At 73.9% G+C, this 24,516-nt stretch carries 20 protein-coding genes and 1 pseudogene; 5 read left to right on the forward strand and 16 right to left on the reverse strand.

The genetic code is table 11. The annotated features are described in order from the left end of the window. A pseudogene (locus ABEB00_RS32940) lies at positions 1 to 835 on the reverse strand (maltotransferase domain-containing protein); the annotation flags it as partial. A 52-nt stretch (positions 836 to 887) separates the two neighbouring features. Then, on the reverse strand, positions 888 to 1,208 hold the full coding sequence (locus tag ABEB00_RS32945) for a DUF5133 domain-containing protein (protein WP_345624370.1): 321 nt from the start codon (positions 1,206 to 1,208) through the stop codon (positions 888 to 890). Between the two features lie 322 nt (positions 1,209 to 1,530). Between ABEB00_RS32945 and ABEB00_RS32950 the strand changes: the two genes are divergently transcribed. Next, positions 1,531 to 2,049, forward strand: a complete 519-nt coding sequence (locus ABEB00_RS32950; protein ID WP_345624371.1) for a pep a2 — start codon at positions 1,531 to 1,533, stop codon at positions 2,047 to 2,049. Continuing rightward, entirely contained in the window at positions 2,046 to 4,193 is a 2,148-nt protein-coding gene (glgX, locus tag ABEB00_RS32955) for a glycogen debranching protein GlgX (RefSeq protein WP_345624372.1), read from the forward strand. The genes ABEB00_RS32950 and glgX overlap by 4 nt, the downstream gene beginning before the upstream one ends. Positions 4,194 to 4,221: 28 nt before the next feature. On the opposite strand, the gene ABEB00_RS32960 is transcribed toward glgX, so the two are convergent. Then, positions 4,222 to 5,028 carry a VOC family protein gene (locus ABEB00_RS32960; RefSeq protein WP_345624373.1) on the reverse strand — a complete coding sequence of 269 codons (807 nt, stop codon included), beginning with the start codon at positions 5,026 to 5,028 and terminating at the stop codon, positions 4,222 to 4,224. 200 nt (positions 5,029 to 5,228) lie between these two features. On the opposite strand from ABEB00_RS32960, the gene ABEB00_RS32965 reads away from it, so the two are divergent. Beyond that, positions 5,229 to 5,564, forward strand: coding sequence for an ANTAR domain-containing protein (locus tag ABEB00_RS32965; protein WP_345624374.1), 336 nt, complete (start codon positions 5,229 to 5,231; stop codon positions 5,562 to 5,564). A 25-nt stretch (positions 5,565 to 5,589) separates the two neighbouring features. On the opposite strand, the gene ABEB00_RS32970 is transcribed toward ABEB00_RS32965, so the two are convergent. Further along, positions 5,590 to 6,396 carry a SigB/SigF/SigG family RNA polymerase sigma factor gene (locus ABEB00_RS32970; protein WP_345624375.1) on the reverse strand — a complete coding sequence of 269 codons (807 nt, stop codon included), beginning with the start codon at positions 6,394 to 6,396 and terminating at the stop codon, positions 5,590 to 5,592. Between the two features lie 342 nt (positions 6,397 to 6,738). On the opposite strand from ABEB00_RS32970, the gene ABEB00_RS32975 reads away from it, so the two are divergent. After that, positions 6,739 to 7,260: a hypothetical protein gene (locus ABEB00_RS32975; RefSeq protein WP_345624376.1), complete on the forward strand. Its 522-nt coding sequence runs from the start codon at positions 6,739 to 6,741 to the stop codon at positions 7,258 to 7,260. Positions 7,261 to 7,322: 62 nt separating this feature from the next. On the opposite strand, the gene hemC is transcribed toward ABEB00_RS32975, so the two are convergent. The 5 genes from hemC to ABEB00_RS33000 form a co-directional block, all read right to left on the reverse strand. Continuing rightward, a complete protein-coding gene (gene hemC, locus ABEB00_RS32980; protein ID WP_345624377.1) occupies positions 7,323 to 8,258 on the reverse strand; it encodes a hydroxymethylbilane synthase in 936 nt (311 codons plus the stop codon). Between the two features lie 49 nt (positions 8,259 to 8,307). Next, on the reverse strand, positions 8,308 to 9,084 hold the full coding sequence (locus tag ABEB00_RS32985; protein WP_345624378.1) for an NPP1 family protein: 777 nt from the start codon (positions 9,082 to 9,084) through the stop codon (positions 8,308 to 8,310). A 163-nt stretch (positions 9,085 to 9,247) separates the two neighbouring features. After that, the gene (gene ligD / locus ABEB00_RS32990; protein WP_345624536.1) at positions 9,248 to 10,228 is read right to left on the reverse strand and encodes a non-homologous end-joining DNA ligase; all 981 of its coding nucleotides are present in this window, start codon (positions 10,226 to 10,228) and stop codon (positions 9,248 to 9,250) included. Positions 10,229 to 10,451: 223 nt separating this feature from the next. After that, positions 10,452 to 11,507, reverse strand: a complete 1,056-nt coding sequence (locus ABEB00_RS32995; RefSeq protein WP_345624379.1) for a YncE family protein — start codon at positions 11,505 to 11,507, stop codon at positions 10,452 to 10,454. Between the two features lie 103 nt (positions 11,508 to 11,610). Further along, positions 11,611 to 13,413: a hypothetical protein gene (locus tag ABEB00_RS33000; protein WP_345624380.1), complete on the reverse strand. Its 1,803-nt coding sequence runs from the start codon at positions 13,411 to 13,413 to the stop codon at positions 11,611 to 11,613. A 160-nt stretch (positions 13,414 to 13,573) separates the two neighbouring features. Here ABEB00_RS33000 and fes point away from each other — a divergent pair, with 160 nt between their 5' ends. After that, positions 13,574 to 14,872: an enterochelin esterase gene (gene fes / locus ABEB00_RS33005; protein WP_345624381.1), complete on the forward strand. Its 1,299-nt coding sequence runs from the start codon at positions 13,574 to 13,576 to the stop codon at positions 14,870 to 14,872. Between the two features lie 213 nt (positions 14,873 to 15,085). Here the strand turns inward: fes and ABEB00_RS33010 are convergent, their stop codons facing one another. From ABEB00_RS33010 to ABEB00_RS33040, 7 genes are read right to left on the reverse strand one after another with little or no spacing between them, the layout of a single operon-like run. After that, complete coding sequence (locus tag ABEB00_RS33010; protein WP_345624382.1) at positions 15,086 to 18,985, reverse strand: amino acid adenylation domain-containing protein; 3,900 nt, start codon at positions 18,983 to 18,985, stop codon at positions 15,086 to 15,088. Next, the gene (locus ABEB00_RS33015) at positions 18,982 to 19,209 is read right to left on the reverse strand and encodes a phosphopantetheine-binding protein (protein WP_345624383.1); all 228 of its coding nucleotides are present in this window, start codon (positions 19,207 to 19,209) and stop codon (positions 18,982 to 18,984) included. Before ABEB00_RS33015 ends, ABEB00_RS33010 begins: the two co-directional genes overlap by 4 nt. Positions 19,210 to 19,211: 2 nt before the next feature. Next, the gene (locus tag ABEB00_RS33020) at positions 19,212 to 19,844 is read right to left on the reverse strand and encodes an isochorismatase family protein (protein WP_345624384.1); all 633 of its coding nucleotides are present in this window, start codon (positions 19,842 to 19,844) and stop codon (positions 19,212 to 19,214) included. 22 nt (positions 19,845 to 19,866) lie between these two features. After that, the gene (locus tag ABEB00_RS33025) at positions 19,867 to 21,495 is read right to left on the reverse strand and encodes a (2,3-dihydroxybenzoyl)adenylate synthase (protein WP_345624385.1); all 1,629 of its coding nucleotides are present in this window, start codon (positions 21,493 to 21,495) and stop codon (positions 19,867 to 19,869) included. After that, positions 21,492 to 22,688 carry an isochorismate synthase gene (locus ABEB00_RS33030; protein ID WP_345624386.1) on the reverse strand — a complete coding sequence of 399 codons (1,197 nt, stop codon included), beginning with the start codon at positions 22,686 to 22,688 and terminating at the stop codon, positions 21,492 to 21,494. Before ABEB00_RS33030 ends, ABEB00_RS33025 begins: the two co-directional genes overlap by 4 nt. A gap of 38 nt (positions 22,689 to 22,726) precedes the next feature. Then, positions 22,727 to 23,509, reverse strand: coding sequence for a 2,3-dihydro-2,3-dihydroxybenzoate dehydrogenase (locus ABEB00_RS33035; RefSeq protein ID WP_345624387.1), 783 nt, complete (start codon positions 23,507 to 23,509; stop codon positions 22,727 to 22,729). Beyond that, positions 23,506 to 24,489, reverse strand: a complete 984-nt coding sequence (locus ABEB00_RS33040) for an ABC transporter substrate-binding protein (protein ID WP_345624388.1) — start codon at positions 24,487 to 24,489, stop codon at positions 23,506 to 23,508. Before ABEB00_RS33040 ends, ABEB00_RS33035 begins: the two co-directional genes overlap by 4 nt. Positions 24,490 to 24,516 lie beyond the last annotated feature (27 nt).

Genomic DNA, 24,516 nt, shown 5'->3' on the forward strand with positions numbered 1-24,516 from the left:
GGCGATCTCCATCCCGAGGCTCCGCGCCTCGCGCACGAAGTGGTCGAAGTCCTCGATGGTGCCCAGGTCGGGGTGGACCGCGTCGTGACCGCCCTCCGGCGAGCCGATCGCCCAGGGCACGCCGACGTCCTCGGGGGTGGCGGTGAGGGTGTTGTCGGGGCCTTTGCGGTGGGTGGTGCCGATGGGGTGGATCGGCGGCAGGTAGACCACGTCGAAGCCCATCGCGGCGATNGCCGAACAGCGCCCGCTCCCGCTCCACCAGCAGCGGCATCGGCGCGGAGGAGGTGACCAGCTCGCGCAGCGGATGGCGGGTGAGGACCGCCTCCACCTCGGGGGTGAACGCCGCCGCCAGCCGGGTGGGCACCGGCAGCGTGTCGTCGCGCAGCACCGCCGCGGCGCTCCGCACCAGGGCGCGCCCGGCGCGGTCCGGGACGCCCGCCGCCGCCCACTCGTGCAGTTCCGCCCCCTCCTCCAGGACGAGACCGGCGTCGATCCCCGCCGGGACCTTGATCCGCGCCTGACGGCGCCAGGTGGTGACCGGATCGCTCCACGCCTCCACCCGGTAGCTCCAGCGGCCCGGGGCGGTCGGGGTGACCCGCGCGCCCCACCGGTCGGTGCCGGGCACCAGCTCCCGCATCGGCGTCCACGGGCCGCGGCGGCCCCCGGGGTCCTCCAGCACGACGCCCGCCGCCACCACGTCGTGTCCTTCCCGGAACACGGTGGCGGTGACCTCGAACGTCTCACCCACCACCGCCTTCGCCGGGCGTCGGCCGCCCTCCACCGCCGGGTGGACGTCACGCACCGGGACGCGCCCGATCTCCGGAGCCGTACTCATCGGTCCTCACCTCCGTCGTCGCTCGAAGCCGGACCCGCGGCCCGGCCGGGCATCACACCACCGCGCCGGCGGGAGCGACGCTCCCCACCGGGGCCATCCGGTCCGCCGCCACACGTTCCATGACCTCCGCGCCCCGTCCCGCCGGACGGGACCGGTCGCGCACCTCGTCGATCATGCTTGCCCGCAGATACCTTTCGGCGGCGTCGGCGGCCTCCCGCGCGCAGCGCTCACCCATCAGGACGCACAGGGTGTAGCCGGAGTCCTCGAAGGTGGCCCGGAGGGACAGGTCGGCGGGGGCGGCCAGCGTCATCCGCTCCCAGGCCCGGTAACGCCGCAACTGCCGGGAGACCTCGGCTTTCGCAGGTAGCAGCATGGTGCCGTTCCCTTCCGGGACTCGATGGGCGCGTTCCCGACCCTCGGGCGGCGACCGCGCGGCAAAGGGGCGCGGGGCCGTTCACGGGCGATCGAGTTCTTCACACATGGTGCACGGGTGGTCACACCGCGTCCTGTTGGATCTTCAACCACGCGGTCCCACCAGGTCACGGGCGGCACTCGGGTCCCTCGTGTTGCACGAATGGACTATCGCTCCCACGCTGGAGTCACTCAGAAGCGATGAACGCTCACGCTTCGCGTTCGGGGCTCGTCCCGCCAGGGGCGAGGAGGAGCGGGAGCTTCGCGGTGAGGAGCCGACGACGATGAAGACCGCAGTGACCTGCTACTACCACCTGGATGTGGAAGTGAGCCCGGAACGGGTCGGACGGGTCAGGCGCATCCTGGCCGCTCACCTCCGGTTCTGGAACCTGGAGAACCTCGTGGAACCCGTGTGCGGCGGCGCCGAGATGCTGCTGCGGGCGATCTACGAGCACGCGAGCGACAAGAACACCTCGATCGAGATGTGGTGGACCCGCCAGCATCTCATCACCGCCGTGGCCGGCCACGACCACGGGCTCCGCCCCGACCTGGACCTGCGCACCTGCCTGCAGCACCTCGCCGCCAACAGCGACGGCTGGGGCTGCTGTGCCGCCGAGACCGGAGCGAAGGTCATCTGGTTCTCGCAGCGCGCCCGGGCCGGGGAGCGCGTCCCGCTGGTGGCGACCACCCCGAACCCGATCACCCGGGAAGGGCTCGAGGTGCCGCGCGAGATCCTGCCCGTCGCCCGGCTCGCCGCCCCTCTGGGCGCGGGCCGCGACGGCATCCTGGAGGTAACCCGGTGACCACCAGGAGGCCGAAGTGGAAGGGCACGCCCGTCCGCAGCGGGGACCCCTATCCGCTGGGCGCCGTCCACGACGGACAGGGCACCAACTTCGCCCTGTTCAGCGAGGTCGCCGAAGGTGTGGACCTGGTCCTCGTGGACGAGGACGGCAGTCACCGCGGTGTCCCGCTGCCCGAGGTCGACGGCTTCGTGTGGCACTGCTACCTGCCCGGCGTCGGGCCGGGCCAGCGCTACGGCTACCGCGTGCACGGGCCCTGGGACCCGGCGCTGGGCCACCGCTGCAACCCGGCCAAGCTCCTCCTCGACCCGTACGCCCGCGCGGTGGACGGGCGGACGGACACCCACCCCTCGCTGCTGGAACGGGCCGGGGACCGGCCCGATTCGGCCGACAGCGCCGGGCACACCATGCTCGGGGTGGTCACCGACCCCTGGTTCGACTGGGGCGACGACCGCCCGCCCCGGCGCCCGTACGCGGACACCGTGATCTACGAGACGCATGTGCGCGGGATCAGCCGGACCCACCCCGAGGTCCCCGCGGAACTGCGCGGCACCTACGCCGGGCTCGCCCACCCGGCGGTCGTGGAGCACCTGACCTCCCTCGGCGTGAGTGCCGTGGAGCTGATGCCGGTGCACCAGTTCGTGCACGACGGCGTCCTCCAGGACCGCGGGCTGTCCAACTACTGGGGCTACAACACCATCGGCTTCTTCGCGCCGCACAACGACTACGCCGCCCGCGGCACCCGCGGCCAGCAGGTCACCGAGTTCAAGTCGATGGTCAGGACGCTGCACGCGGCCGGGCTCGAAGTCATCCTCGACGTGGTCTACAACCACACCGCCGAGGGCAACGAGAACGGCCCCAGCCTCTCCTTCCGGGGCATCGACAACGCCTCGTACTACCGCCTGGTGGACGGCGACTGGCAGCACTACTACGACACCACCGGCACCGGCAACAGCCTGCTGATGCGCCACCCCTACGTGCTCCAGCTCATCATGGACTCGCTGCGGTACTGGGTGACCGAGATGCACGTCGACGGGTTCCGCTTCGACCTCGCGGCCACCCTGGCCCGCCAGTTCCACGAGGTGGACCGGCTCTCCGCCTTCTTCGACCTGATCCAGCAGGACCCGGTGATCAGCCGGGTGAAGCTGATCGCCGAGCCCTGGGACGTCGGCGAGGGCGGCTACCAGGTGGGCAACTTCCCGCCGCTGTGGTCGGAGTGGAACGGCAGGTACCGGGACGCGGTACGTGACTTCTGGCGCGGCGAGGAGCACACGCTGGGCGAGTTCGCCTCCCGGCTCACCGGCTCCTCGGACCTGTACCAGCACAGCCGGCGCCGGCCCCGGGCCAGCGTCAACTTCGTCACCGCGCACGACGGTTTCACCCTGCGCGACCTCGTGTCGTACAACGACAAGCACAACGAGGCCAACGGGGAGGGCAACGCGGACGGCGAGAGCCACAACCGGTCCTGGAACTGCGGCGTCGAGGGCGAGACGAAGGACCCGGCCGTGCTGGAGCTGCGCGGCCGGCAGCAACGCAACCTCCTCGCCACCCTGCTGCTGTCCCAGGGCATCCCGATGCTCTGCCACGGCGACGAACTGGGCCGCACCCAGGGCGGCAACAACAACGCCTACTGCCAGGACAACGAGAGTTCCTGGCTCGACTGGCGGCCGGACGAGGAGCAGCGCGGGCTGCTCGGCTTCACCCGGCAGCTCATCGCGCTGCGCGCCGCCCACCCGGTGCTGCGCCGCCGCCGCCACTTCCGGGGCGAGACGGCGACCCGCGCCGACCGGCCGCTGCCCGACCTGGTCTGGCTGCGGCCGGACGCACGGGAGATGACCGACGACGACTGGCGGCGCCCGGACGCGCACGCGGTCGGGGTCTTCCTCAACGGCGACGCCATCGCCGAACCGGACCCGTGCGGCCGGCCGGTGAGCGACGACTCGTTCCTGCTGCTGCTCAACAGCCACTGGGAACCGGCCGCCTTCCACCTGCCGGGCACCGTCTACGGGGAGCGGTGGACGACCCTGATCGACACCGCCGAACCCGAGGGAACCCCCGACGAGGCCGAGCACAAGGCCGCCACGACGCTCACCGTGGAGCCGCGCAGCCTGGTGCTGCTCTCCCGGCCGTCGCGGGCCGGCCGGTGAGCCCGCTCCGGCCGGTGCGCCCGTGAGGTCAGCGGCCGCGGCGCGCGGTCACCGTGAACTGCGCGCCGTCGGCGTCCCGCAGCACGGCCTCCCCCTCGGCCTGGGACAGCACGGTGCCGCCCTGCAACTGCGCGGAGCGGGCGCAGGCGTCGGTGTCCTCGACGAAGAAGTGCACCTGCCAGTGCGGCCGGATGGTCGGGTCCGGCGCCGCCCCGAGGGCGCCCGACTCGATGCGTGCCACCACGTCGTGGTTGCTGCGCAGCACCACCTCGCCGCCCTCGTAGTCGACCTCGCAGGCGCCCGGCTTGCCGGTGGCCCAGTCCAGGACCTCGCCGTAGAAGATGGCGGCGTCGAAGGCGTCCCGGGTGTGCAGCTTGAGGAAGGCGGGCTGGACGCGCCGCCAGGTGTCCCAGTCGGTGAACAGCTCTCCCTCCCAGATGCCGAAGGTGGCGCCGTCCCGGTCGGCCAGCAGCGCGGCCCGGCCCGGCGGCAGGGAGATCGGCCCGACCGCGGCGGTCCCGCCGCGCTCCTGCACCCGCGCCGCCGCCTGGTCCGCGCCGACCACCGCGAAGTACGGCGTCCAGGCCACCGCCATCTGCCACATGGAGGCGACCGCGGCGATCCCGGCGACCGGCGCGCCGTCGGCCAGCGCGATCCGGAAGCGGTCACCGAGCCGGGCGGGCCGCCACTGCCAGTCCAGCACGGCGGAGTAGAACTCCTCGGTGGCCTTCAGGTCACGGCTGGTGAGACTCACCCAGCAGGGAGCTCCGAACACGGAGCGCGTGGAGAGCACGTTCTTCGCGCGAGCGGGGGAGGAGGGCATGTCGTGGTTCATGGCAGTCGCGTCCTGGGTCTCGTCCACCGGCAGCCACCGGTTCCCTACCAGTGTCCGGCCGGAACCGCTGAGTCCGCGCACCGAGTACCCCGGCAAGAGCAGCGTAAGGGCGCCGTTTCGCCCCGGACGGACCAGTGGCGGCCGGGGCGGACAGTGACGACGAGGGACGCGCCGGCCACCCGGCGCACCCGGAGGTGAGCATGGACGGCGACAGGGACGGCGACAGCGCCTGCGCGGAGCGGATGGCCGAGTTGCGGGAGCAGGTGCGGCAGCTCAAGGAGGCGGTCGTCTCGCACGCCGTCGTCGACCAGGCGATCGGCATGGTCGTCGCGCTCGGCCGGGTGGCGCCCGACCAGGCGTGGGCGGTGCTGAAGGAGATCTCCCAGCACACCAACGTCAAACTCCGCAGCGTGGCCGAGTTGATCCTCGTCTGGGGGCGCACCGGAGCGATGCCCGCCGAGATCCGGGCCGCGCTGGAGGACGCCCTGGACCGGCACGGCCCGGTGCGGATACCGGGCTCCGGGCCCGAACGCTGAGCGGCGCGGCGGGGCCACCGGGCGCTCACTGCGCCTCGGTCAGTGTCTCCTCGGTGAGGATCTCCTCCCGCAACTGGGCGAAGCAGCCGCTGAGCAGCCGGGAGACGTGCATCTGCGAGATGCCGAGCTGCTGGGCGATGCGGTTCTGCGTCATTCCCTGGAAGAAACGCAGATAGAGGATGGTGCGCTCACGCTCCGGAAGGGCCTGCAGACAGGGCGCGACGGCCACCCGGTCGACCACCGTGTCGAAGGCCGGGTCCGGGCCGCCGATCGCGTCACCGAGGGCGTAGCCGTCGGTCCCGGGCAGCTCCGCCTCCAGCGACAGCGCGGTGAAGCACTCCAGGGCCTCCGCGCCGGCCCGTACCTCGGCCGGCGTCAGGTGCGCGTGTGCGGCGATCTCCTCGACGGTGGGGGCGCGCCCGGGGATGGTCTGCGCCAGCTCCTTGGAGGCGCGCCGCACCCGGTTGCGCAGGTCCTGGACCCGGCGCGGTACGTGCAGCGTCCACATGTGGTCGCGGAAGTGGCGCTTGATCTCACCGGTCACGGTCGGCACGGCGTACGCCTCGAAGGCGTGGCCGCGCGCGGGGTCGTAGTGGTCGACGGCCTTCACCAGCCCGAGGGCCGCCACCTGGTACAGGTCCTCCAGGTTCTCGCCGCGGCCCCGGAAGCGGACCGCGATCCGCTCGGACATGGGCAGCCAGACCCGTATCAGCTCGTCCCGCAGTGCCTGGCGCTGCGGGCCCTCGGGCAGCTTCGCGAGCCGTTCGAAGGCCGCGCGGGTGTCGGGGGCGTCGTCGTGCGGATGCGGCTTGGTCCGGCGGTCGCTACGCATGAGGCGCACCTCCCTCAGCAGGGGTGCTCCGGGGGACCGGCCGACCTCGGCGTGCCCCGCAGAGCTGATGTCAAAACAATCCCCCGTATATGCGGACATGTCCACACGGATGGCTCCCGCGCGCACTCGTCACGGGTCCGCGCGAGGGCGGCCGCGGGTGGCGGACGTGATGTGCGGCACGCCCCGGCCGGTCCCGCCGCCCGGCGTCGGCGGATCGTGCCTGGGCAGCGCTTGATCATCGGCCGAACGGGACGAACTCCCTGGCCACGGCGTATTCCGCTCATTTGACAGTGCACTGAACACACAGGTAGGAAGCAGCTTCAAGAGGTCGAGAGGTGCACCGTGTACGAGCCGAACGTGGTCGGGGACTGGCAGGAGTACGAGGCACACCCCGGACTGCGGGTCCGCGTCCACCGTGTCGAGCGGGCCGAGCCGCCGCGCGGCCGGGACGAGGCCGCGGAGGGGCTCACGTACTTCCGGGTCCGGGTGACCGTCGAGAACCGCGGTGAGCGGTTCTTCGGTGTCCACCTGGAGGACGGCCAGCTCGACGTGCGGATCGGCCCCGACGGCGAGGGCGCCTTCCTCGACTGGCGCAACTCCCAGTTCATCGAGGGCTTCGACGTCTATCCGCTGCGCCGGGCCACCGCCGTGCTGTACGCGGCCGGCGCCGAGGCGCAGCTCACCCAGCTCGACGTCCAGGTGCAGTTGCGGGTCGACGAGGAGTGGACCGGCCGCAAGCTGTGGGCCGGCGGCGTCGGCCTGGCCGAGGCGGCCGTGGGCGCGCCCGCGGCACCCGGGCGTGAGGGGCTCGCGCACCAGGTGAGCGCCTTCCTGCGCGAGCAGGCGGAGGAAGGCACCGCCTGACCCCCGGCCCTCTGCCCCGGCGCTGGGGGGGGCCGGGGCCGGGCCGTCCGTGACGCGGTGGGTCAGTGCGGGATGCCGTCGATGATCTCGCGGGCGCCCTGGCGCAGCAGGGCCACGGCGACCGAGGTGCCGAGGGTGGCGGGATCCAGTCGGCCGGCCCACTCGTGGGCGTTCAGCCGGGTCTTGCCGTCCGGGGTGAAGACGCAGGCCCGCAGGGAGAGCTCGCCGCCGCCGTCCACCCGCGCGTACCCGGCGATCGGGCTGTTGCAGTGCCCCTGGAGGACGTGCAGGAACATCCGCTCGGCGGTGGCCTCCCGGTGGGTGTCGGGGTCGCCGAGTGCGCTGACCGCTTCGATCAGCCGCGTGTCGCCCTCACGGCACTGCAGGGCGAGGATGCCCGCGCCGATCGGCGGCGTCATCGCCTCGGGCGAGAGCAGCTCGCTGATCACGTCGGTGCGGCCGATGCGCTCCAGGCCGGCGGCCGCCAGCAGCAGCGCGTCCGCCTCCCCGGCGGCCAGCTTCGCCAGCCGCCGGTTGGCGTTGCCGCGGAACGGCACGCAGGTCAGATGCGGGTGCGTGGCGGCCAGTTGGGCGACCCGCCGGACCGAGGAGGTGCCGATCCGGGACCCGGCCGGCAGCGTGTCGAGGGTGAGTCCGTCCGGGTGGACGAGCGCGTCGCGGATGTCGTCGCGCTTGAGGAACGCGGCGAAGACCGTGCCGGCCGGCAGTGGCCGGTCGGCGGGCACGTCCTTGACGCAGTGCACCGCGAGGTCGGCCTCGCCCGCGAGCAGCGCGGCGTCGACCTCCTTGGTGAAGGCGCCCTTGCCCTCGACCTGCGCCAGGTCGCCGAGCCACTTGTCACCGGTGGTCCGCACCGGCACCACCTCGGTGCGCACCCCAGGGCAGTGGACCGCCAACTCCTCGCGCACGCGCGCCACTTGGGCGAGCGCCATGGGTGAGTCGCGGGAGACGACACGGATCATTTCCGGAGACGGCATGCGGACACGATAGTGCCGCCCGCCGCCTCCCGGGTGTCGACGGGCCGGATCAGGCGTTCGGGTCGAAGGAGATGCCGGAGGGCTTGGCCGCCGCCAGATGGGAGGCGAAGGAGGCGTCCTTCAGGCCGAAGTTCGCGCTGCCGAAGTCGTAGCCGCTCAGCTTCTCGCGCAGGCCGGACGGGTAGCCGTTCCAGCCGACCAGGGGCGGGTACTGCCAGGTCCCCCGGTGGTTCTCCGGCGGTTCGTCCCCCGAGGTGGCCGGCCGGAAGCAGTGGGTGCTGATCCCGTCCTTGTGGTAGACGACCTTGGCGTGCGTGCCCTCGAAACGGACCTCGGAGCGGGCGTGCACGGTGAACGAGCCGTGGTTGGAGGTGGCCACGTACTGCGCCTGGCCGTTCTGCACCCAGACCACGACGTGCTCCCAGTCGTGGCGGTGCCCGCCGAGGCTGCTGCCGGGCAGCGCCTGGTCCTTCTCGAAGTACAGGCCGTACAGGTAGGCGCACCAGCCGTTGTCGCACTTGGCCCGCGAGTAGCTGTTGGTGCTCTCCAGGTCCACGGCGTCCCGGCAGTTGCCGTTGAGGGCGCCGGTCGGGTTGAGGCCGGTGTTGACCGTCCCGTCCGGGCCGATGGCCGCCGTGGGGTAGCACCCGTCGGTGTCGTAGTCGAAGGCGGGCTGGTACGTCCGCTCCGCGCTGTCGGCGTTGGCCGGCAGCGCCGGGGGCGGGGCGGCGAAGGCGGCGCCGGGGAAGGCGACGACGACGGCGAGAGCGGCGAGCGGCGCGGTGAGCCATCTCGCGCGGCGGGTACGGGACATGCGTGACGACACTGCGTCCTCCTTAGGAGGTCCGGGCGCAGCCGGGCGGCTGTGGGGGAAACCGGAACACAGCATCCCTGTTGTCATGCACCAGGCCAAGGGGTCACAGGCGTATCCGCGGTGAAGGACAGCCCAACAACACGATGTCCCGTCGTACGAAACGTCAGATGCCGGGTCACACCGCGTCGTCGGGGAGGTCGGCCGCCGACTCCTCGGGCGCCAGGTCCGGGCGCAGCCGCAGCCAGGACGGCTGGCGCAGCATCCCCTCCCGGGTCCGGGTGCTGAAGCGGACCTCACCCACCAGCCGGGGCGCCACCCAGTGCGCGCCCGGGACCGCCGGTACGGGGTCGAAGGGGCAGACGTCGCGGGCGGCGGCCCGCAGCAGCGCGGCCAGTTCGGTGCGCTCGGCCTCGCTCCAGCCGGTGCCCACCCCGCCGACGTAGCGCAGCCGGCCGCCGGCGCGCTGGCCGACCAGCACCGCGCCCGGCAGACCGGTGAGCCGCCCCTTGCCGGGCAGCCAGCCGCCGATCACCACGTCCTCGCCGCGCATGTTGCGGATCTTGACCCAGGCCCGGGACCGCACCCCCGGCTCGTAGACCGAGTCCAGCCGTTTGCGGACCAGGCCTTCGAGGCCGTGCTCGCGGGTGGCCGCCAGCGCCCGCTCGCCGTGGCCGACCAGGGCGGCGGGCGTCGACCAGGACGGGCCGGCCAGACCGAGCCCCTCCAGCCGCTCCCGGCGGCGGGTGTACGGCAGGCGGAGCAGGGAGCGGTCGCCCAGGTGCAGCACGTCGAAGAGCACCAGGTGGGCCGGGGCCTTCGCCGCGCGGTGCGCCGCCCGGCCGGGGGAGTGGGCCAGGCCCATGCGGGACTGCAGGAGCTGGAAGTCCGCGCGTCCCCGGTCGTCCAGCGCCAGCACCTCGCCGTCCAGCACGGCGGGGGTGGTGCCCAGCGCGGCGGCGAGGGGCCGCAGTTCGGGGTAGGCGCCGGTGATGTCCTGGCCGGAGCGGGCGCGCAGCAGCACCGTGCCGTCCCCGGGCAGGTAGACGACCGCACGTTGCCCGTCCTGCTTGGTCTCGTAGGCCCAGCGGGCGTCCTGCGCGGCGGACGGCAGGGCGCCTGGCGTGGCGAGCATCGGAGGGATCAGCGGCAGTTCCACGGTGAAGGTGTCGACGGGGCGGGACGCCGCCACGCGCCGCGCCGGGCGGGTTCGCCTGAACGGGGCGGGAAACGGGGGACGGGGCGCCGGCGCCCCAGGAGGGTGCCGGCGCCCCGCGCGCGAGCCGTGCGGGTCCATGTCCCGCGTGAGCTGTGAGCTGTGAGCTGTTGGCCGTGGGCCGTGGGCCGTGGGCCGTGGGCCGCGAGCCGTCAGCCGCGGGCCGTCAGCGGGCCAGACGGATCTTGGTGAGGGTGTCCTCGGCCGTGCCGGCACCCGACTTGTCCACCACGTAGGCGGTGCCGTCGGCGACCTCGACGTGGTTCGGGTTGGCGCCGGTGGCCACCGTCTCCTCGATGGTGCCCGTCTTCACGTCGACGCGGGTGACGTTGGCGTCGGTGCGGTTGACGACCAGGACGTCGCCGGAGCGCTCGTCGGTGGCCAGCGACAGGGCGCCCGCACCGGTCGCCACGGACTTGGTGATCGTGCCCGACTTCAGGTTGATCACGGACAGGGTGCCCGAGGTCTGGTCGGCGGTGTAGGCGGTCTTGCCGTTCTTGGCGAGCGACACCGAGATCGGGCCGTCGCCGGCCGGGATGAAGGCCGGGGTCGTGGAGCCCCGCTCGATCTCGATCAGCCGGTCGTTGTTCAGGTCGGCGGCGTACAGCGTGCCGGTCTTCTCGTTGACGGTCAGGCCGGTCGGTCCGGAGCCTTCGACGGTGACGCGCTCCGTCTCCTTGAAGGTCTTGGAGTCGAAGGCGACCAGCGTGCCGTCGCTGAAGCCGCTCGCCCACACCGTGTTGTGCTTCTCGTCCACGACGATCTCACGGGCGTGGTTGACGTTCGGCAGCGTGGCCAGGTGCGCGCCGGTGCGCTGGCTGTAGACGGACACGGTGTTGTTGCGGGTGTTGGTCGTCCAGACGGTGTTGTGCTCGTCGTCCACGGCCACGCCGTAGACCGCCTCGACGGCGCCGGTGGCGGTGTCGGTGACGGGCGGGGTGATGTCCGACTTGATCCGCAGGGTCTTCGGGTCGACCTTCAGCAGGTGGGACTCGGTGACCGGGGGGCGGCCGACGGCGGCGGTGGCCCAGAGCACGTTGTTCCGCTCGGAGTAGGCCGTCTGGTAGAGGCCCTTGGTGAGCTTCGCGGTGGTGACCGTGGAGGCGTCGCCGTGCGCCGACGCGGTGCCCGCGAGCGCCAGGGTGGAGCCGGCGGCGATCGCCGCGGCGATGGAGGAGGCGACCACGGCGCGGCGGTGGGTGCGGGTGCCGGTGAAGGACATGAGAGGGGAACTCCTCGTTCTGAGGTGCGGGTGGGACGGAACAGAAACAGAAACGGAACAGATAAGGGGCAGGTGGTCTGAGGGGACGCCGGGGGCGTCGGGGTCACGCGGCGTGCGCGGGCCCGGCGGAGCGGCGGCGCACCACGTACAGCGTGGTGGCGGCGGCTCCGGCCGCGCCGCCGGCCGCGGCGGCGGCGGCCGACCAGGCGATGGTCGCGTAGGAGACGGGGGCCTGCGGCGACGCGGCCACGAGGGTCTTCTCCGTCGTGTCGGGCGCGGTGGTGGAGGACGCGACGGAGGAGCCCGCGTCCGTCCCGGCGGCGAGGACGGTGAACTCCACCTTCAGCGTGGTGGCGGGGTCGGGGGCCAGGAAGCGCAGCCAGTGGGCGCCGGCGGCGGTGTCCGCGGGAACGGTCACGTCACCCTCGTAGGACCCGTTCGCGTCGATGTCCCACTGGTCGAGGATGGCCTCGTCGTCCAGCTTGACGGTGAGCTGCTTGCCCGCCGGGAATCTACTGACCTTGAAGTGCAGGGTGCCGCCGGGCTGCACCTCGCTCGCGGTGATCTCGGCCTTGGCCCCGGCGTCGTTGGTGGCGCTGGCCGGCGCGCCGGTGGCGGCGGGGACGGGCGTGCCGGACGCGCCGGTGCCCCCGGCGGCGGTGCCCGTGGAACCGGTGGCCGCGGCGGTGCCGGAGGTCACGGTGAAACCGGCCTTGAGGCTGGTGGACGGGTCGGGGGCGAGGAAGCGCAGCCAGTGGGCGCCCTTGGTGGCGTCGGAGGGCACCGTGACGCTGCCGGAGTACGACCCGTCGGAGCCGATGGTCCACTGGCCGAGGATCTCGCTGTCGTCCAGCTTGACGGTGAGCCGCCGGCTCGCGGGGAAGCCCGTCACCCGGAAGGAGACCTTGCCCCCGGCGGCCACCTGGGAGCCGGCGGTGAGGGTGGCGGAGGCGCCGGCGGAGGTGCCGGTACCGCCCGCGGAACCTCCGGTGGAGCCGCCGGCACTGCCGCCCGCGGACCCGCCGGTCCCGCCCGAACCGCCCGAGCCGCCGGACGTGCCGCCGGTGGAGCCTCCGGTGGACCCGCCGGTCCCGCCCGAGCCGCCGCTCGCGGCGGACGTGACCGTGAGGTCCGCCTTCAGGCTGGTCGACGGGTCCGGCGCCAGGACGCGCAGCCAGTGCGCGCCCGCCGAGGTCGACGCGGGGATCGTGACCTTCCCCGCGAAGGTCCCGTCGGCCTTCACCGCGCCGGTCCACTGGTCGAGGATCTCGCCGTCGTCCAGCTTCACCGTGATGTTCTGGCCCTTGACGAACCCGGACAGGGCGAAGGAGACCTTGCCGCCGGCGGCCACTTCGGCGCCGCTGGTGATCTTGATCTTCGGGTCGGCCGCCGGCGTGGTCGGCGTCGGAGTGGGCGTCGGCGTCGGTGTCGGTGTCGGTGTCGGCGTCGGTGTCGGTGTCGGCGTGGTGGCGGCCACGACCGTGAGGCTCTCGCTCCGGACGCTGGTCTGCGGCGCCAGGAACCGCAGCCAGTGGTCGCCGCCGGCACTCGCGTCGGCGGGGATCGTCACCTTGTCCGAGACGCTGCCGTCGGCGCCGACGGTGAACTGCCTGAGCAGCGTCGCGTCGTCGAACTTCACGCTCAGCGTGGCGCCGGCCGGGAAGCCGGTGGCGGTGAACGGCACCTCGCCGCCCGGCTTGACGGAGGTCGCGCCCAGCGTGACCGCGGGGGCGGCGACGGCGTCCGCCGCCAGGGCGACCGTACCGGTGAGGTCCGGGCCGCCGGAACCGGCCACGGCCAGGGGGACGGCACACAGGGTGCCGAGTCCCAGCGTCGCGCCGGCGGTCAGGGCGACCACCCGGCTCAGCCGGGCGCCGGTGGGCGAAGCGGGTCTGTCAGAGGTCATGATGGCTGCTCCTGGCAGGCGGCCGTCACCGAAGGACGGAAAGGGAGATGAGCACGCTGGGGGCGGCTACGGCCGGCGCGGACTGCGACGTGCGATCAAGTAAGGTAAGGCTAACCTAAGGCTAGAGATCGTGAAGTGTCAAATGGATTGTCAACACGGCTTGTTCGCCAGCCCGCCCGAAGGCGCCCCGAACCGTCCGCCCCGCCTGCCCCGCCCGCATCCCGTCCCGCGGCTGAGCGCACCCGTCCGCCCGCTGCCCGGCCCGGACGGCGTCGAGGAGTTCTGGGCGGAGGTCCGCCGGCACGGCACCCCCCTGGTCGGCCCCGACCCGGGCGGCAGCGCCGACCACCGGGCGGTGACGTTCCTGTGGCGCGGCACCCCGGCCACCCGGGCCGTGGAGGTCCTGCCCAACAAACTGGGCGACCCGCGCGCCCCCGAGGGCAATCTGATGGAACGGGTGCCCGGTACCGACGTGTGGCACTGGACCCTGCGCCTGCGCGCCGACTGGCGCGGCACCTACGACCTGCACGTGGACGAGGGCACCGGCCCCGACCCCGGCCCCGGTCCCCACGCGCCGGACCGCTGGCGCCGGTTGCGGGCGGTGCACCGGGCCGACCCGTTCAACCCCCGTACGCTGCCGCGCCGCTGGGGCGGCGAGCCGGTGCCGTACGCCGAACTCCCCGCCGCACCCCGCGCGGACGACTGGCGGCCCCGCCCCGGCACACCCCGGGGCACGCTCACCGGACACCTCATGCCGGGCACCCGGCCGGGCGGCGGCAGGCGGGTCTGGCTGTACACGCCGCCCGGCGAAGCCCCCGCCGAGGCCCCCGCCGAGGACGGGCTGCCGGTGCTGGTCCTGCTGGACGGCGAGCACTGGGGACCCGGACTGGGCCTGGCACACCTGCTGGACAACCTGATCGCGGACGGCCGGATCCCGCCCGTCGCCGCCGTACTGCCGGAGGCCGTGGACGAACCGACCCGCTGGACGGAGCTGGCCTGCCGGCCCGAGTACGTCGCCCACCTCACCGACGAGTTGCTGCCCTGGGCGGCCGGGCACCTGCCCCTCACCGCCGACCCGGCGCGGACCGTGATCGCCGGGCAGAGCCTCGGCGGACTCACCGCCGCCTACGCGGCCGTGACCGCCCCGCACCGGTTCGGCCACGCCCTCGTCCAGTCGGGCTCGTTCTGGTGGCCCGTCGGACCCGACGCGGAGTGGCTGACGGGGGTGCTGGCCCGGACGCCCCGGCTGCCCGTGCGCTTCCGGCTCTCCTTCGGCACGCAGGAATGGGTGGCCCTGCCCGCCGCCCGCAGGCTCCGCGACACCCTCACCGCCCTCGGCTACGAGGACTCCACCTACCGGGAGTTCGAAGGCGGTCACGACTATCTCTGCTGGCGCACCGAGATGGCCGACGGACTCGTCGAACTCCTCGGCGGCCACGACCGGGAGACGTCCGTCTGACCCGTCACCGGCGCGGACCGCGCCGGCCGCCACCCGGCGCCGCCCGGCGCTGTCGCGCAGCGGCGCGCGCGGTGTCACCGGGCGCGTCCCGGGCCCGCCTCCACCCGGTCCGCCCCGTACGGGGCCGGACCGAAGCGGGCCGTCCGGCCCGCCGGGACGGTCCGCCAGGCCGGCCACAGCGAGCGCGGTCCGCCCGCGTTCGCCGGCACCAGGTCACGCGTCCAGCTCCTTCAGCCGGGCGGCCAGCACGGCCGCGACGCCGTCCAGGTACCGGTCCCGCATCAACTGCGGATGGGTGCAGTCCAGATCGTGGTTGACGATCTCCCCGCGCACGTACGGGCGCCACGCCTCCCAGGTCAGCCAGTCCTCGGCGCGCGGCGCCGCGGCCGTGAAGAACAGCACGTCGCCGTCGTAGGCGCGGTGCTCGTGCGCACGCATCATGCGGGCGTGGTTCGGCACGATGTCGACGATCCGGGACAGGGTGTGTGCGCTGAGCCCCGCCAGGGGACTGCCCGCCGCGCGCAGGGTGGTCAGCACGTCCTGCCGGGTGCGTTCCCCGGTGCGGTCGAACCCCGCCATCCGCAGCACCGCGGTGAGCGCGTCGCCCTCCTCGGGCGCCGGCCGCTCCCGCCACTGTTCGGCGGGGAACGCGTCCAGCAGCGCGACGAGCCCGACCTGCTCGCCGGCCTCCCGCAGCAGAACGGCCACGGTGTGCGCGAGGACCCCGCCGACCGACCAGCCCACCAGGCGGTAGGGGCCGTGCGGCTGGACCTCCCGGATCTGTTGGGCGTAGTCCTCGGCCTCCTCCTGGAGCGTGCCCGGCAGCGCCTCCTCGCCGGTCAGACCGCGGGCCTGGAGCCCGTACACCGGCTGCCGCGGGCCCAGGCGCGCGGTCAGCCCCGCGTAGCACCAGGCCAGGCCGCCCGCCGGGTGGATGACGAACAGCGGTGTCCGATCCCCCTCGGCGCGCAGCGGCAGGACGACGCCCAGCGCGTCGTCGGAGGCGGGCGCCGAGGTGTCGAGCCGGGCCGCGAGCGCGGCGGGCGTCGGCGCCTCGAAGAGCGAGCCGATGGTCAGCTCGACGGCGAACTCCGCCCGGATCCGGCCCATCAGACGCACCGCGAGCAGCGAGGTGCCGCCCAGGTCGAAGAAGGCGTCGTCGGGACCGACCTGCCGCGCGTCCAGCACCTCGGCGAACAGGGCGGTCAGCGCCTCCTCGCGGGCGGAGGCGAAGGGCCGCGCGCCGGTGCCGCCGGCGAAGACCGGGGCGGGCAGCGCACGGCGGTCCAGCTTGCCGTTGGGGCTGAGCGGGAACGCCGCCAGGGCGACGACGGCCGCCGGGACCATGTGCTCCGGCAGCTCCCGGGCCAGCGCCGCCCGCACCTCGGCGGGGTCGGCCGCCCCCGTGACCCAGCCGACCAGGCGGTCCTCCAGGACCAGCGCGCACGCGCCGTCCACGCCGGGCCGGGCCGCGAGCGCCGCCTCGATCTCACCGAGTTCGATGCGCTGTCCGCGCAGCTTGACCTGGTGGTCGGTGCGGCCGAGGTACTCCACCTCGCCCTTCGCCGTCCAGCGGGCCAGGTCGCCGGTGCGGTACATCCGGGTACCCGCCGGTCCGAACGGGTCGGCGACGAACCGGGTCGCGTTCAGCTCCGGCCGCCCCAGATAGCCGTCGGCGAGCTGCGCGCCCGCCAGATACAGCTCGCCCGGCACTCCGGGCGGGCAGGGCTGCAAAGCCGCGTCCAGGACGTGCAGGCGGGTGTTCCACACCGGCCGCCCGATCGGCACCGGCCCCGAACCGGCCGCGTCGCACGCGTGGTACGTCACGTCGACGGCGGCCTCGGTGGGTCCGTACAGGTTGTGCAGCCCGACGCCCGGCACGGTCCGCGCGAAGGCGGACGCCGTCTCGCGCGGCAGCGCCTCACCGCTGCAGAACACCCGGCGCAGCACCTGCGCGCACCCCGCGGCCTCCGGCGCGCCCAGGAACACCTGGAGCATCGACGGCACGAAGTGGCAGGTGGTGACCGCCTGCTCGCGGATCAGCCGGGCCAGGTACACCGGGTCCTTGTGACCGCCGGGCTCGGCGACGACCAGTGCCGCGCCCTCGCGCAGCGGCCAGAAGAACTCCCACACCGACACGTCGAACGACGACGGCGTCTTCTGCAGCACCCGGTCCGCCGGGGTCAGCCGGTACTCCGCCTGCATCCAGCGCAGCCGGTTGTCGATCGCCCGGTGCGGCACGACGACGCCCTTGGGGCGGCCCGTGGAACCGGAGGTGTAGATGACGTACGCGGGATGCGCGGGGGTGAGGGCGCGGGCCGGGTCGGTCCACGAGTGACCGGACAGGTCCAGGCCGTCCAGGACGACCAGGGCGGTGCCGGTGTCCCCGGGGAGCCGGTCGGCACGGTCGGTGACCGCGCACACGGGTGCCGCGTCGGTGAGCATGTACGCCAGCCGCCCCGCCGGGTAGTCCGGGTCCAGCGGCAGATAGGCGGCGCCCGCCTTCAGCACCGCGAGCAGCGTCACGACCAGCTCCACCGAGCGCGGCACCGACACGCCGACCACCGCGCCCGGCCCGGCACCGAGCGACTGCAGGTGCCTCGCCAGCCGGCCCGCGCGGGCGTTCAGCTCCGCGTAGGTCAGCGCCGTGTCCCCGAAGACCAGGGCCGTGGCGTCCGGGGTGCGGGCGGCCCGCGCCTCGATCGGCCCGATCAGGGTGGTCGGCGGCAGGGCCCGCTCGGTGCGGTTGAACTCCTCGACCACCAGCGCCCGTTCGGCGGGCGTGGCGATGCCGTGGACGGCCAGTGGGAGGTGCGGGTCGGTGTCGGCCAGCCGGTCCACCAGGTGCAGGAAGCGTTCCTGGTGCGCGGCGAGGTCGGCGTCCTCGTACAGGGCGGGGTTGCCGTCGTGGTCGATGCGCAGACCGCGGCCGTCGGCACGGTCGTAGATGTTGACCGTCAGGTCCTCCACCGGGCCGGCGGAGAGGTTCCGGGCCCGCGCGGGGACGCCCGCGAACTCGGCGCCGTAGTCGAACGGCATCACGTTGACCAGGGGGCCGACAAGTGCCCGGCTCTCGCCGAGCAGGCCCAGGTCGCGGCGGATGTCCTCGTAGCGGTAGCGCTGGTGGCGGCGGACCTCGCGGATGCCCAGGACCACCTGGCGCACCAGCTCGGCGAAGGTCGCCTCGGGGGAGACGGCGAGCCTGAGCGGCAGCACGTTCATCACCATGCCGGGCACCCGCAGTGCCACCGACCCCATGCGGCCCATCATCGGCAGGCCGAGGACCACGTCGGCGCGGGCGGTGGCCCGGGCGGTGTACAGCGCCTGGGCGGCGATCAGCACGTCCGGCCAGGTCGCGCGGAGCCGGCTCGCCAGCTCCTTCAGCGCCTCGCCGGTCTCCGGCGACAGGTGGGCGCCGCGGCGGCGGAACGTACGGGACGGCAGCGCGCCGCGGCCCGCGAGGCGGGGCGCCTCCGGCCGGTCGCCGAACGCCTCGGACCAGTGGACGCGGTCCGCCTCGAAGGCCGGCGACGCCCGGTAGGCGGCGTCGTCCGCGACCAGGCCGGCCAGGGTCCCGAAGGCGCGCGGCGCGGGCTCCTCGCCGCGCGCCAGCGCCGAGTACACCTCGGCGGTGCGCCGCACCAGCAGCGAGTAGCCGTACCCGTCCATCACGAGGTGGTGGACGCACTGGTACCACAGCCACCGGTCCTCGCCGACGCGCAGCAGCGCCTGCCGGAAGAGCGGGCCGGCCGCCAGGTCGAACGGCTCGGCGAGGTCGGCGCGCATCCACGCCTCCGCCTCGGCCGGGCTGCTCGCCAGGTCCACGGTCAGCGGCGGTTCGACCGACTCCGGCAGGTACTGGCGCGGCCCGTCGGGGGTGTCCGCGACCCGGACCCGCAGCGCCTCGGCCTCCCCGGTCACCCGGCGCAGCGCCGCGGCGAACACCTCCGGGTCGAGCGGCCCGTCGATCTCCAGGCACTCGGCGGTGTTCTGCGCGGGACTGAGCGGGTCGAGCGCCTGGGCGTACCACATGCCCGACTGGGCCGCCGTGAGCGGCAGGACGGCGGGCGCGGCCGAAGGGGCGGGGACCGCCGGGGCCGCGGGGGCGGTCATGCCGCCCCCAGCAGGGTGGCCCACGCCGCCAGGGCCGGCTGCTCCGCGAGGTCGGCGAAGTCGGCGCTGACACCGTGCTCGCGGCGCCAGCGCTCCAGGAGCGCCATGATCCGCACCGAGTCCAGGCCGTAGTCGACCAGGTTCTCGTCGACGGGGATGTCCGCGGCTTCCTCGCCGAGGCAGTCGGCCACGTCGGTACGCATTCGCTCAAGGGTGAGCGCCATGGTCAGACCTCCTTCAGGAGAGCGTCGGTGGTGGTCACGACCGCGCAGCGGCCGGCCGCGTACCGCAGCGCCATGTCGTGGTCCGCGCGGGAGAAGTCGGCGACGGCGTCGGCGACGACGAACGCCCGGAGGTCCCGCTGCCAGGCGTCGGCGGCGGTCATCAGCACACCGATGTGCGCGTACACCCCGACGATCACGAGCTGGTCGCGGCCCCGCTCGCGCATCAGATCCGCCAGTTCGGTGCGGACGAACGCGCTGTACTTCCACTTGGTCAGCACCGTGTCCCCCGCCTCGGGGGCCACCGCGTCCGGCGTGGCGAGCTGCTCCGGGTCGTCGGCGACGCCGGGACCCCAGAAGTCGAGCTGGAGACCGCGCTGTTCGGGGGTCTGGCCGCCACGCTGCGCGGAGTAGACGACCGGGACACCGAGCCGCCGGTACTCCTTGAGCAGGCGCGCGGTGTTGCCCAGCATGCCGGTCAGCGGCTGCTCGGCGGCGGGGAAGGCGCCCAGGAAGTGCTGCTGGAGGTCGTGGACGAGCAGGACGGCACGCGCCGGGTCCACGGTCCAGGAGACGCGGTTCGCGGGAAGCTCGTCCGGCGCCGGGAGCGGATAGGGGGCGATGGCGGGAAGTGCCATGGGGGAGGGACCTCTCGTACGGTCAGGACTGTTCGGCGACGGAGCGCAAGTGCTTCTTGCTGATCTTGCCGACGCCGGTCTGCGGGAAGACGTCGACGAACTCGACCAGGTCGGGGACCTTGTAGGCGGCGATGCCGCGCTCACGGACGAACCGTTTGACGGCGACCGGCTTCAGCGGTTCGGCGTCCGCGCGCAGGATGACGTAGGCGAGGGAGCGCTCACCGAGGTATTCGTCGGGGACCGAGACCACCGACACGTCGTGCACCGAGGGGTGGGCGAGGATGATGTTCTCGACCTCCTCGGGGGCGATCTTCTCGCCGCCGCGGTTGATCTGGTCCTTCGCCCGTCCCTCGACCACGAGGTGGCCGGTCGGGGTGCGCCGCACGATGTCACCGGTGCGGTAGAAACCGTCCTCGGTGAAGGCGCGCAGGTTGTGGTCGGGGGCCCGCCAGTAGCCGCGGATGGTGTACGGGCCGCGGGTCAGCAGATGCCCGAACTCGCCCTCCGGGACGTCCCGGTCCGCGTCGTCGACGATCCGGATCTCGTCGTCCGGGGAGATCGGCCGGCCCTGCGTGGTGACGACGGTCTCGGTGTCGTCGTCCAGCCGCGTGTAGTTGACCAGGCCCTCGGCCATGCCGAACACCTGCATCAGCCGGCAGCCGAGGGCCGGCTCCAGCCTCCGCGCGGCCTGCTCGCTGTACTTGGCGCCGCCGACCAGCATCAGCTCCAGGCTGGACAGGTCGTGCCCGGCCGTCGCGGCGGCCTCGGTCCAGACCAGGGCGAGCGGCGGCACCAGCCCCGTCATGGTGATCCGCTCCCGCTCGATCAGCGGGAACGCGGTCGCCGGATCGGGCTTGGGGCAGAGCACCACCGTGCCGCCCGCGTACAGCACGCCCAGCCAGCCGGGCGAACTCATCGGGAAGTTGTGCGCGGCCGGCAGCGCGACCAGGAAGCGGGTGTCCTCGTCGACACCGCAGATCTCGTTGGAGCCCCACAGCGAGTACAGGTAGTCGTCGTGGGTGCGCGGGATCAGTTTGGACAGGCCCGTCGTCCCGCCCGAGAGCTGGAGGAAGGCCAGTTCGTGCGGCTCGGGCCCGTCGAACGGCCCGGCCGGCTCGCACGGCACCTCGCTCAGCGCGGTGTGCCCGCCCGGGTCGCCGGCCACGAAGACGTGCCGCAGGCCCGGCGTCCGCTCGCGCATCTTCGCGGCCAGCTCCCGGTGGTCGAAACCGGCGTGCACGTCGGGCACGACGTAGGCGACGGCCTCGGCGAAGGAGCAGAAGTGGGAGATCTCCGTCTCGCGGTGCGCGGGCAGCGCGTACACCGGCAGCGCGCCGATCCGGAACAGCGCGAAGACCACTTCGAGGAACTCGCCGGTGTTCGGGAGCTGCACGACGACCCGGTCGCCCTTGGCGATGCCGCGCGCCAGGAACCCGGCGGCCAGCCGGTCGGCGCGCTCGTCCAGCTCCCGGTAGGTCCAGGTGCGGCGCTCGGGCGCCGGGTCGACCAGGGCGATCCGGTCGGGGTGGGCGGCGGCGCGCTCGCGCAGCACCCCGCCGAAGGTCTCGCCGCGCCAGTGGCCGGCGGCACGGTAGCGCGCGGCGAACTCGGCCGGCCAGGTGGGCGCGTCCACTCCGGGGGTGAGGGTCACAGCGAGGCTCCGACGGCGTGCAGGAAGGTGCGGAACTTGGCGGCGGTCTCCGCCGTCTCGGCCTCCGGCGTGGACGCCGCCACCACCCCGGCGCCCGCGAACAGCCGCAGGGTGCGGCCCTCGGCCTCGGCGCAGCGGATGGTGACGACCCACTCGCCGTCGCCGTCGGCGTCCTGCCAGCCGACCATGCCGGTGTAGGCGCCCCGGTCGAAGGGCTCCGACTCGGCGATCACCCGCCGGGCCAGCTCGGTGGGCGTGCCGCACACCGCGGGGGTGGGGTGCAGCGCCGACGCCAGGTCGAGCGCGGTGACCTCGTCGGGGTCGGCGACCTCGCCGGTGACCGTGGTCGACAGGTGCCACATGGCGGCGGTGCGCACCAGCGTGGGCCGCTCGGGCACCTTCAGCGAGGTGCAGAACGGCGCCAGCGCCTCCCGTACGGCGGCCACCACCACGGCGTGTTCGTGCAGGTCCTTCTCGGACTCCAGGAGCGCCACCGCGCGCCGGACGTCCTCCGCCAGGTCCTCGCTGCGCGGCGCGGAGCCGGCCAGCGGGTTGGCGGTGAGCCTGCCGCCCTGCCGGGCGACGAGCAGTTCGGGGCTGGCGCCGATCAGGGTGCGGCCGGGGCCGCTGGGCACGGCGAAGGTGTAGCCGGCCGGGTCGCGGCGGGCGAGGCGGCGCAGCATGCCCGGCAGGTCCGGCTCACGGCCGGAGGTCAGCTCCAGGGTGCGGGCGAGGACGACCTTGTCGAACTCCCCGGCCCGCATGCGCGCCACGGCCGAGGCGACCGCCGCGCCGTAGTGCTCGGGCGCCGGCACCTCGCGGACCCGCCACTCGGGCCGGTCGGCCCCGTCGGGCACGTGCAGCGCGACCAGCGGGTCCTCGCGCAGCGGCGGTGCCCAGTGCACGGTCTCGGGCACCGCGAGCGCCGCCGGGGCGTCCGGCGCGAAGGGCAGCGCGCCGACGACCACCGGCGCCGCGGTCCCGGAGCGCCGCAGCGCGCCGAGCGTCTCCTTCACCCGCAGGGCGGCCGGACGCGAGTCGTGGGGTATCCCGACGGCGGTGCCGCGGCCCAGCAGGGTCCGGTGCGGGGTGGCGAGGAAGCGGTCGCCGGCCGGCTGGTAGGCGTCCAGCAGAGAGGTGGCCGCGCCCGGGGAGACCGGTGCGGCAGCGGGTTCGTGCAGGGATACGGACATGACTGTCTCCAGTGGGGGTGGGCGTGAGCCGGGAGGATTCAGGCCCGCAGGGTGGCGCCGCCGTCCACGTACAGGTCGTGCATCGTGATGTGGCGGGCCCGGTCGGAGGCGAGGAAGACGACGGCGTCGGCGATGTCGGCGGGGTCCGCGATCCGCCCGAGCGGAATGCCGGTGCGGTACGAGGCCAGGTCCCCGTCGATCACTCGCCGGGCGGAGGACTCCTCCTCGCCGGCCGTCCACAGGGCGCGCTGCATGTCGGTCATCGTGGAGCCGGGGGAGACGGTGTTGCAGCGCACGCCGCGGCCGGCCACCTCCAGGCCCAGGCACTTGGTGAACATCACCGCGGCCGCCTTGGAGGCCGCGTACGCCGACAGGTTCGCGCGGGGGATGCCGCCCGCGTTGGAGGCGACGGTCACGATGCTGCCCCGTCCGCGTCCGGCCATGCGGCGGGAGGCGGCCCGCGAGACGTGGAAGACGCCGGTGGTGTTGACGGCGAAGTGGACCGCCCAGTCCTCCTCGCGGAGGTCGGCGACGGGCGCGTCCCGCAGGACGCCGGCCACGTTCACGGCGATGTCCAGCGGGCCGAGGTCCCGTTCGGTCTCCGCCACCAGCGCCTCGACGGCGGCGGCGTCGGTGACGTCGAGCGGGCGGGCGACGACCCGGTCGCCGTGCTTGTCGGCGACCGCCTCGACGTGGTCGCCGTCCCGGTCGGTGGCGACGACCCGGGCGCCCTCCTCGACGAGCGCCGTGACCACCGCCGCCCCGATGCCCCGGCCCGCACCCGTCACGAGGGCGAGGCGGCCGTCCAGCGCGGCGCTCATGAGCTGAGCGCCTTGGTCAGGTCGTCCAGCACGATCCGCGCGGCGAGCGGACCGCCGGCGCTGTTCCAGGCGGAGCCCTGGACCACGACGACGTGGCCTTCCTCCTCGGCCTTCAGCTTGGAGAAGTTGGGCACCTTCACCGCCTCGGCGTACGCCTTCTCGCCGTCGGCCCGCTCACCGAGCGTGCCGAAGAACAGCCAGTCACCGTCGATGGTGGAGAGCTTCTCCAGACTGACCGGCTCGCTGTGGCCGGTGCCGGCGCCCCGCTGGTCCTTCGGCCGGTCCAGGCCGAGCGCGGTGAGGGTGGAGCCGACGTGGTTCTTGCCGCGGCCGACCACGGACGGCGCGCCGTTCTGCCAGCGGACCACGCTGACGACCGCGCCCGCGTTGTCGCCCAGTTCCTTCTTGGCGGCGGCCACGTCGGTGTCGAAGCCGCTCAGCCACTTCTCGGCGTCGGCCTTCTTGTTCAGGGCGTCGGCCGTGGCGGTGAAGGCGCTCTTCCAGTCCTCGTTGAGCTTGGCGGTGACCACCGTCGGGGCGATCGACTCCAACTTGTCGACCTGCGTCTTCACCGCGGTCGTCTCGTCGAGCAGGATCAGGTCGGGCTGGAGGGCGGCCAGCTTCTCCATGTCGGCCTCGGCGACGGTGGCGACGACCTGCGCCTTGGACGCCTTGTCGGCGAGGTAGGTGGAGACGCCCTGCTGGCCGCGGCCCGCGGTGGCGCCGACCGGCTGGACACCGAGCGCGAGGGCGGCGTCGAGGGTGGGCTCGCTCAGCGCGACGACCTTCTGCGGGTCGGCCGGCACCTCGACCGCACGGCCGGTGGCGTCGGTGACCTGACGGGTGTCCGATCCCGTGCCGCCCGCGCTGTCGCCGTCGCCGCCGCCGTCGTCCCCGCAGCCGGTCAGCAGGAGCGCTCCGCTCACCACGGCGGCAGCGGACGTCAGGACGGTTCTGCGAGAGGTGCGTGCGAAGGACATGTGGGTGGAACTCCTCGTCATGCGCAT

The organism is Streptomyces ziwulingensis (genome assembly GCF_039542605.1).
GTDB classification, from domain to species: domain Bacteria; phylum Actinomycetota; class Actinomycetes; order Streptomycetales; family Streptomycetaceae; genus Streptomyces; species Streptomyces ziwulingensis.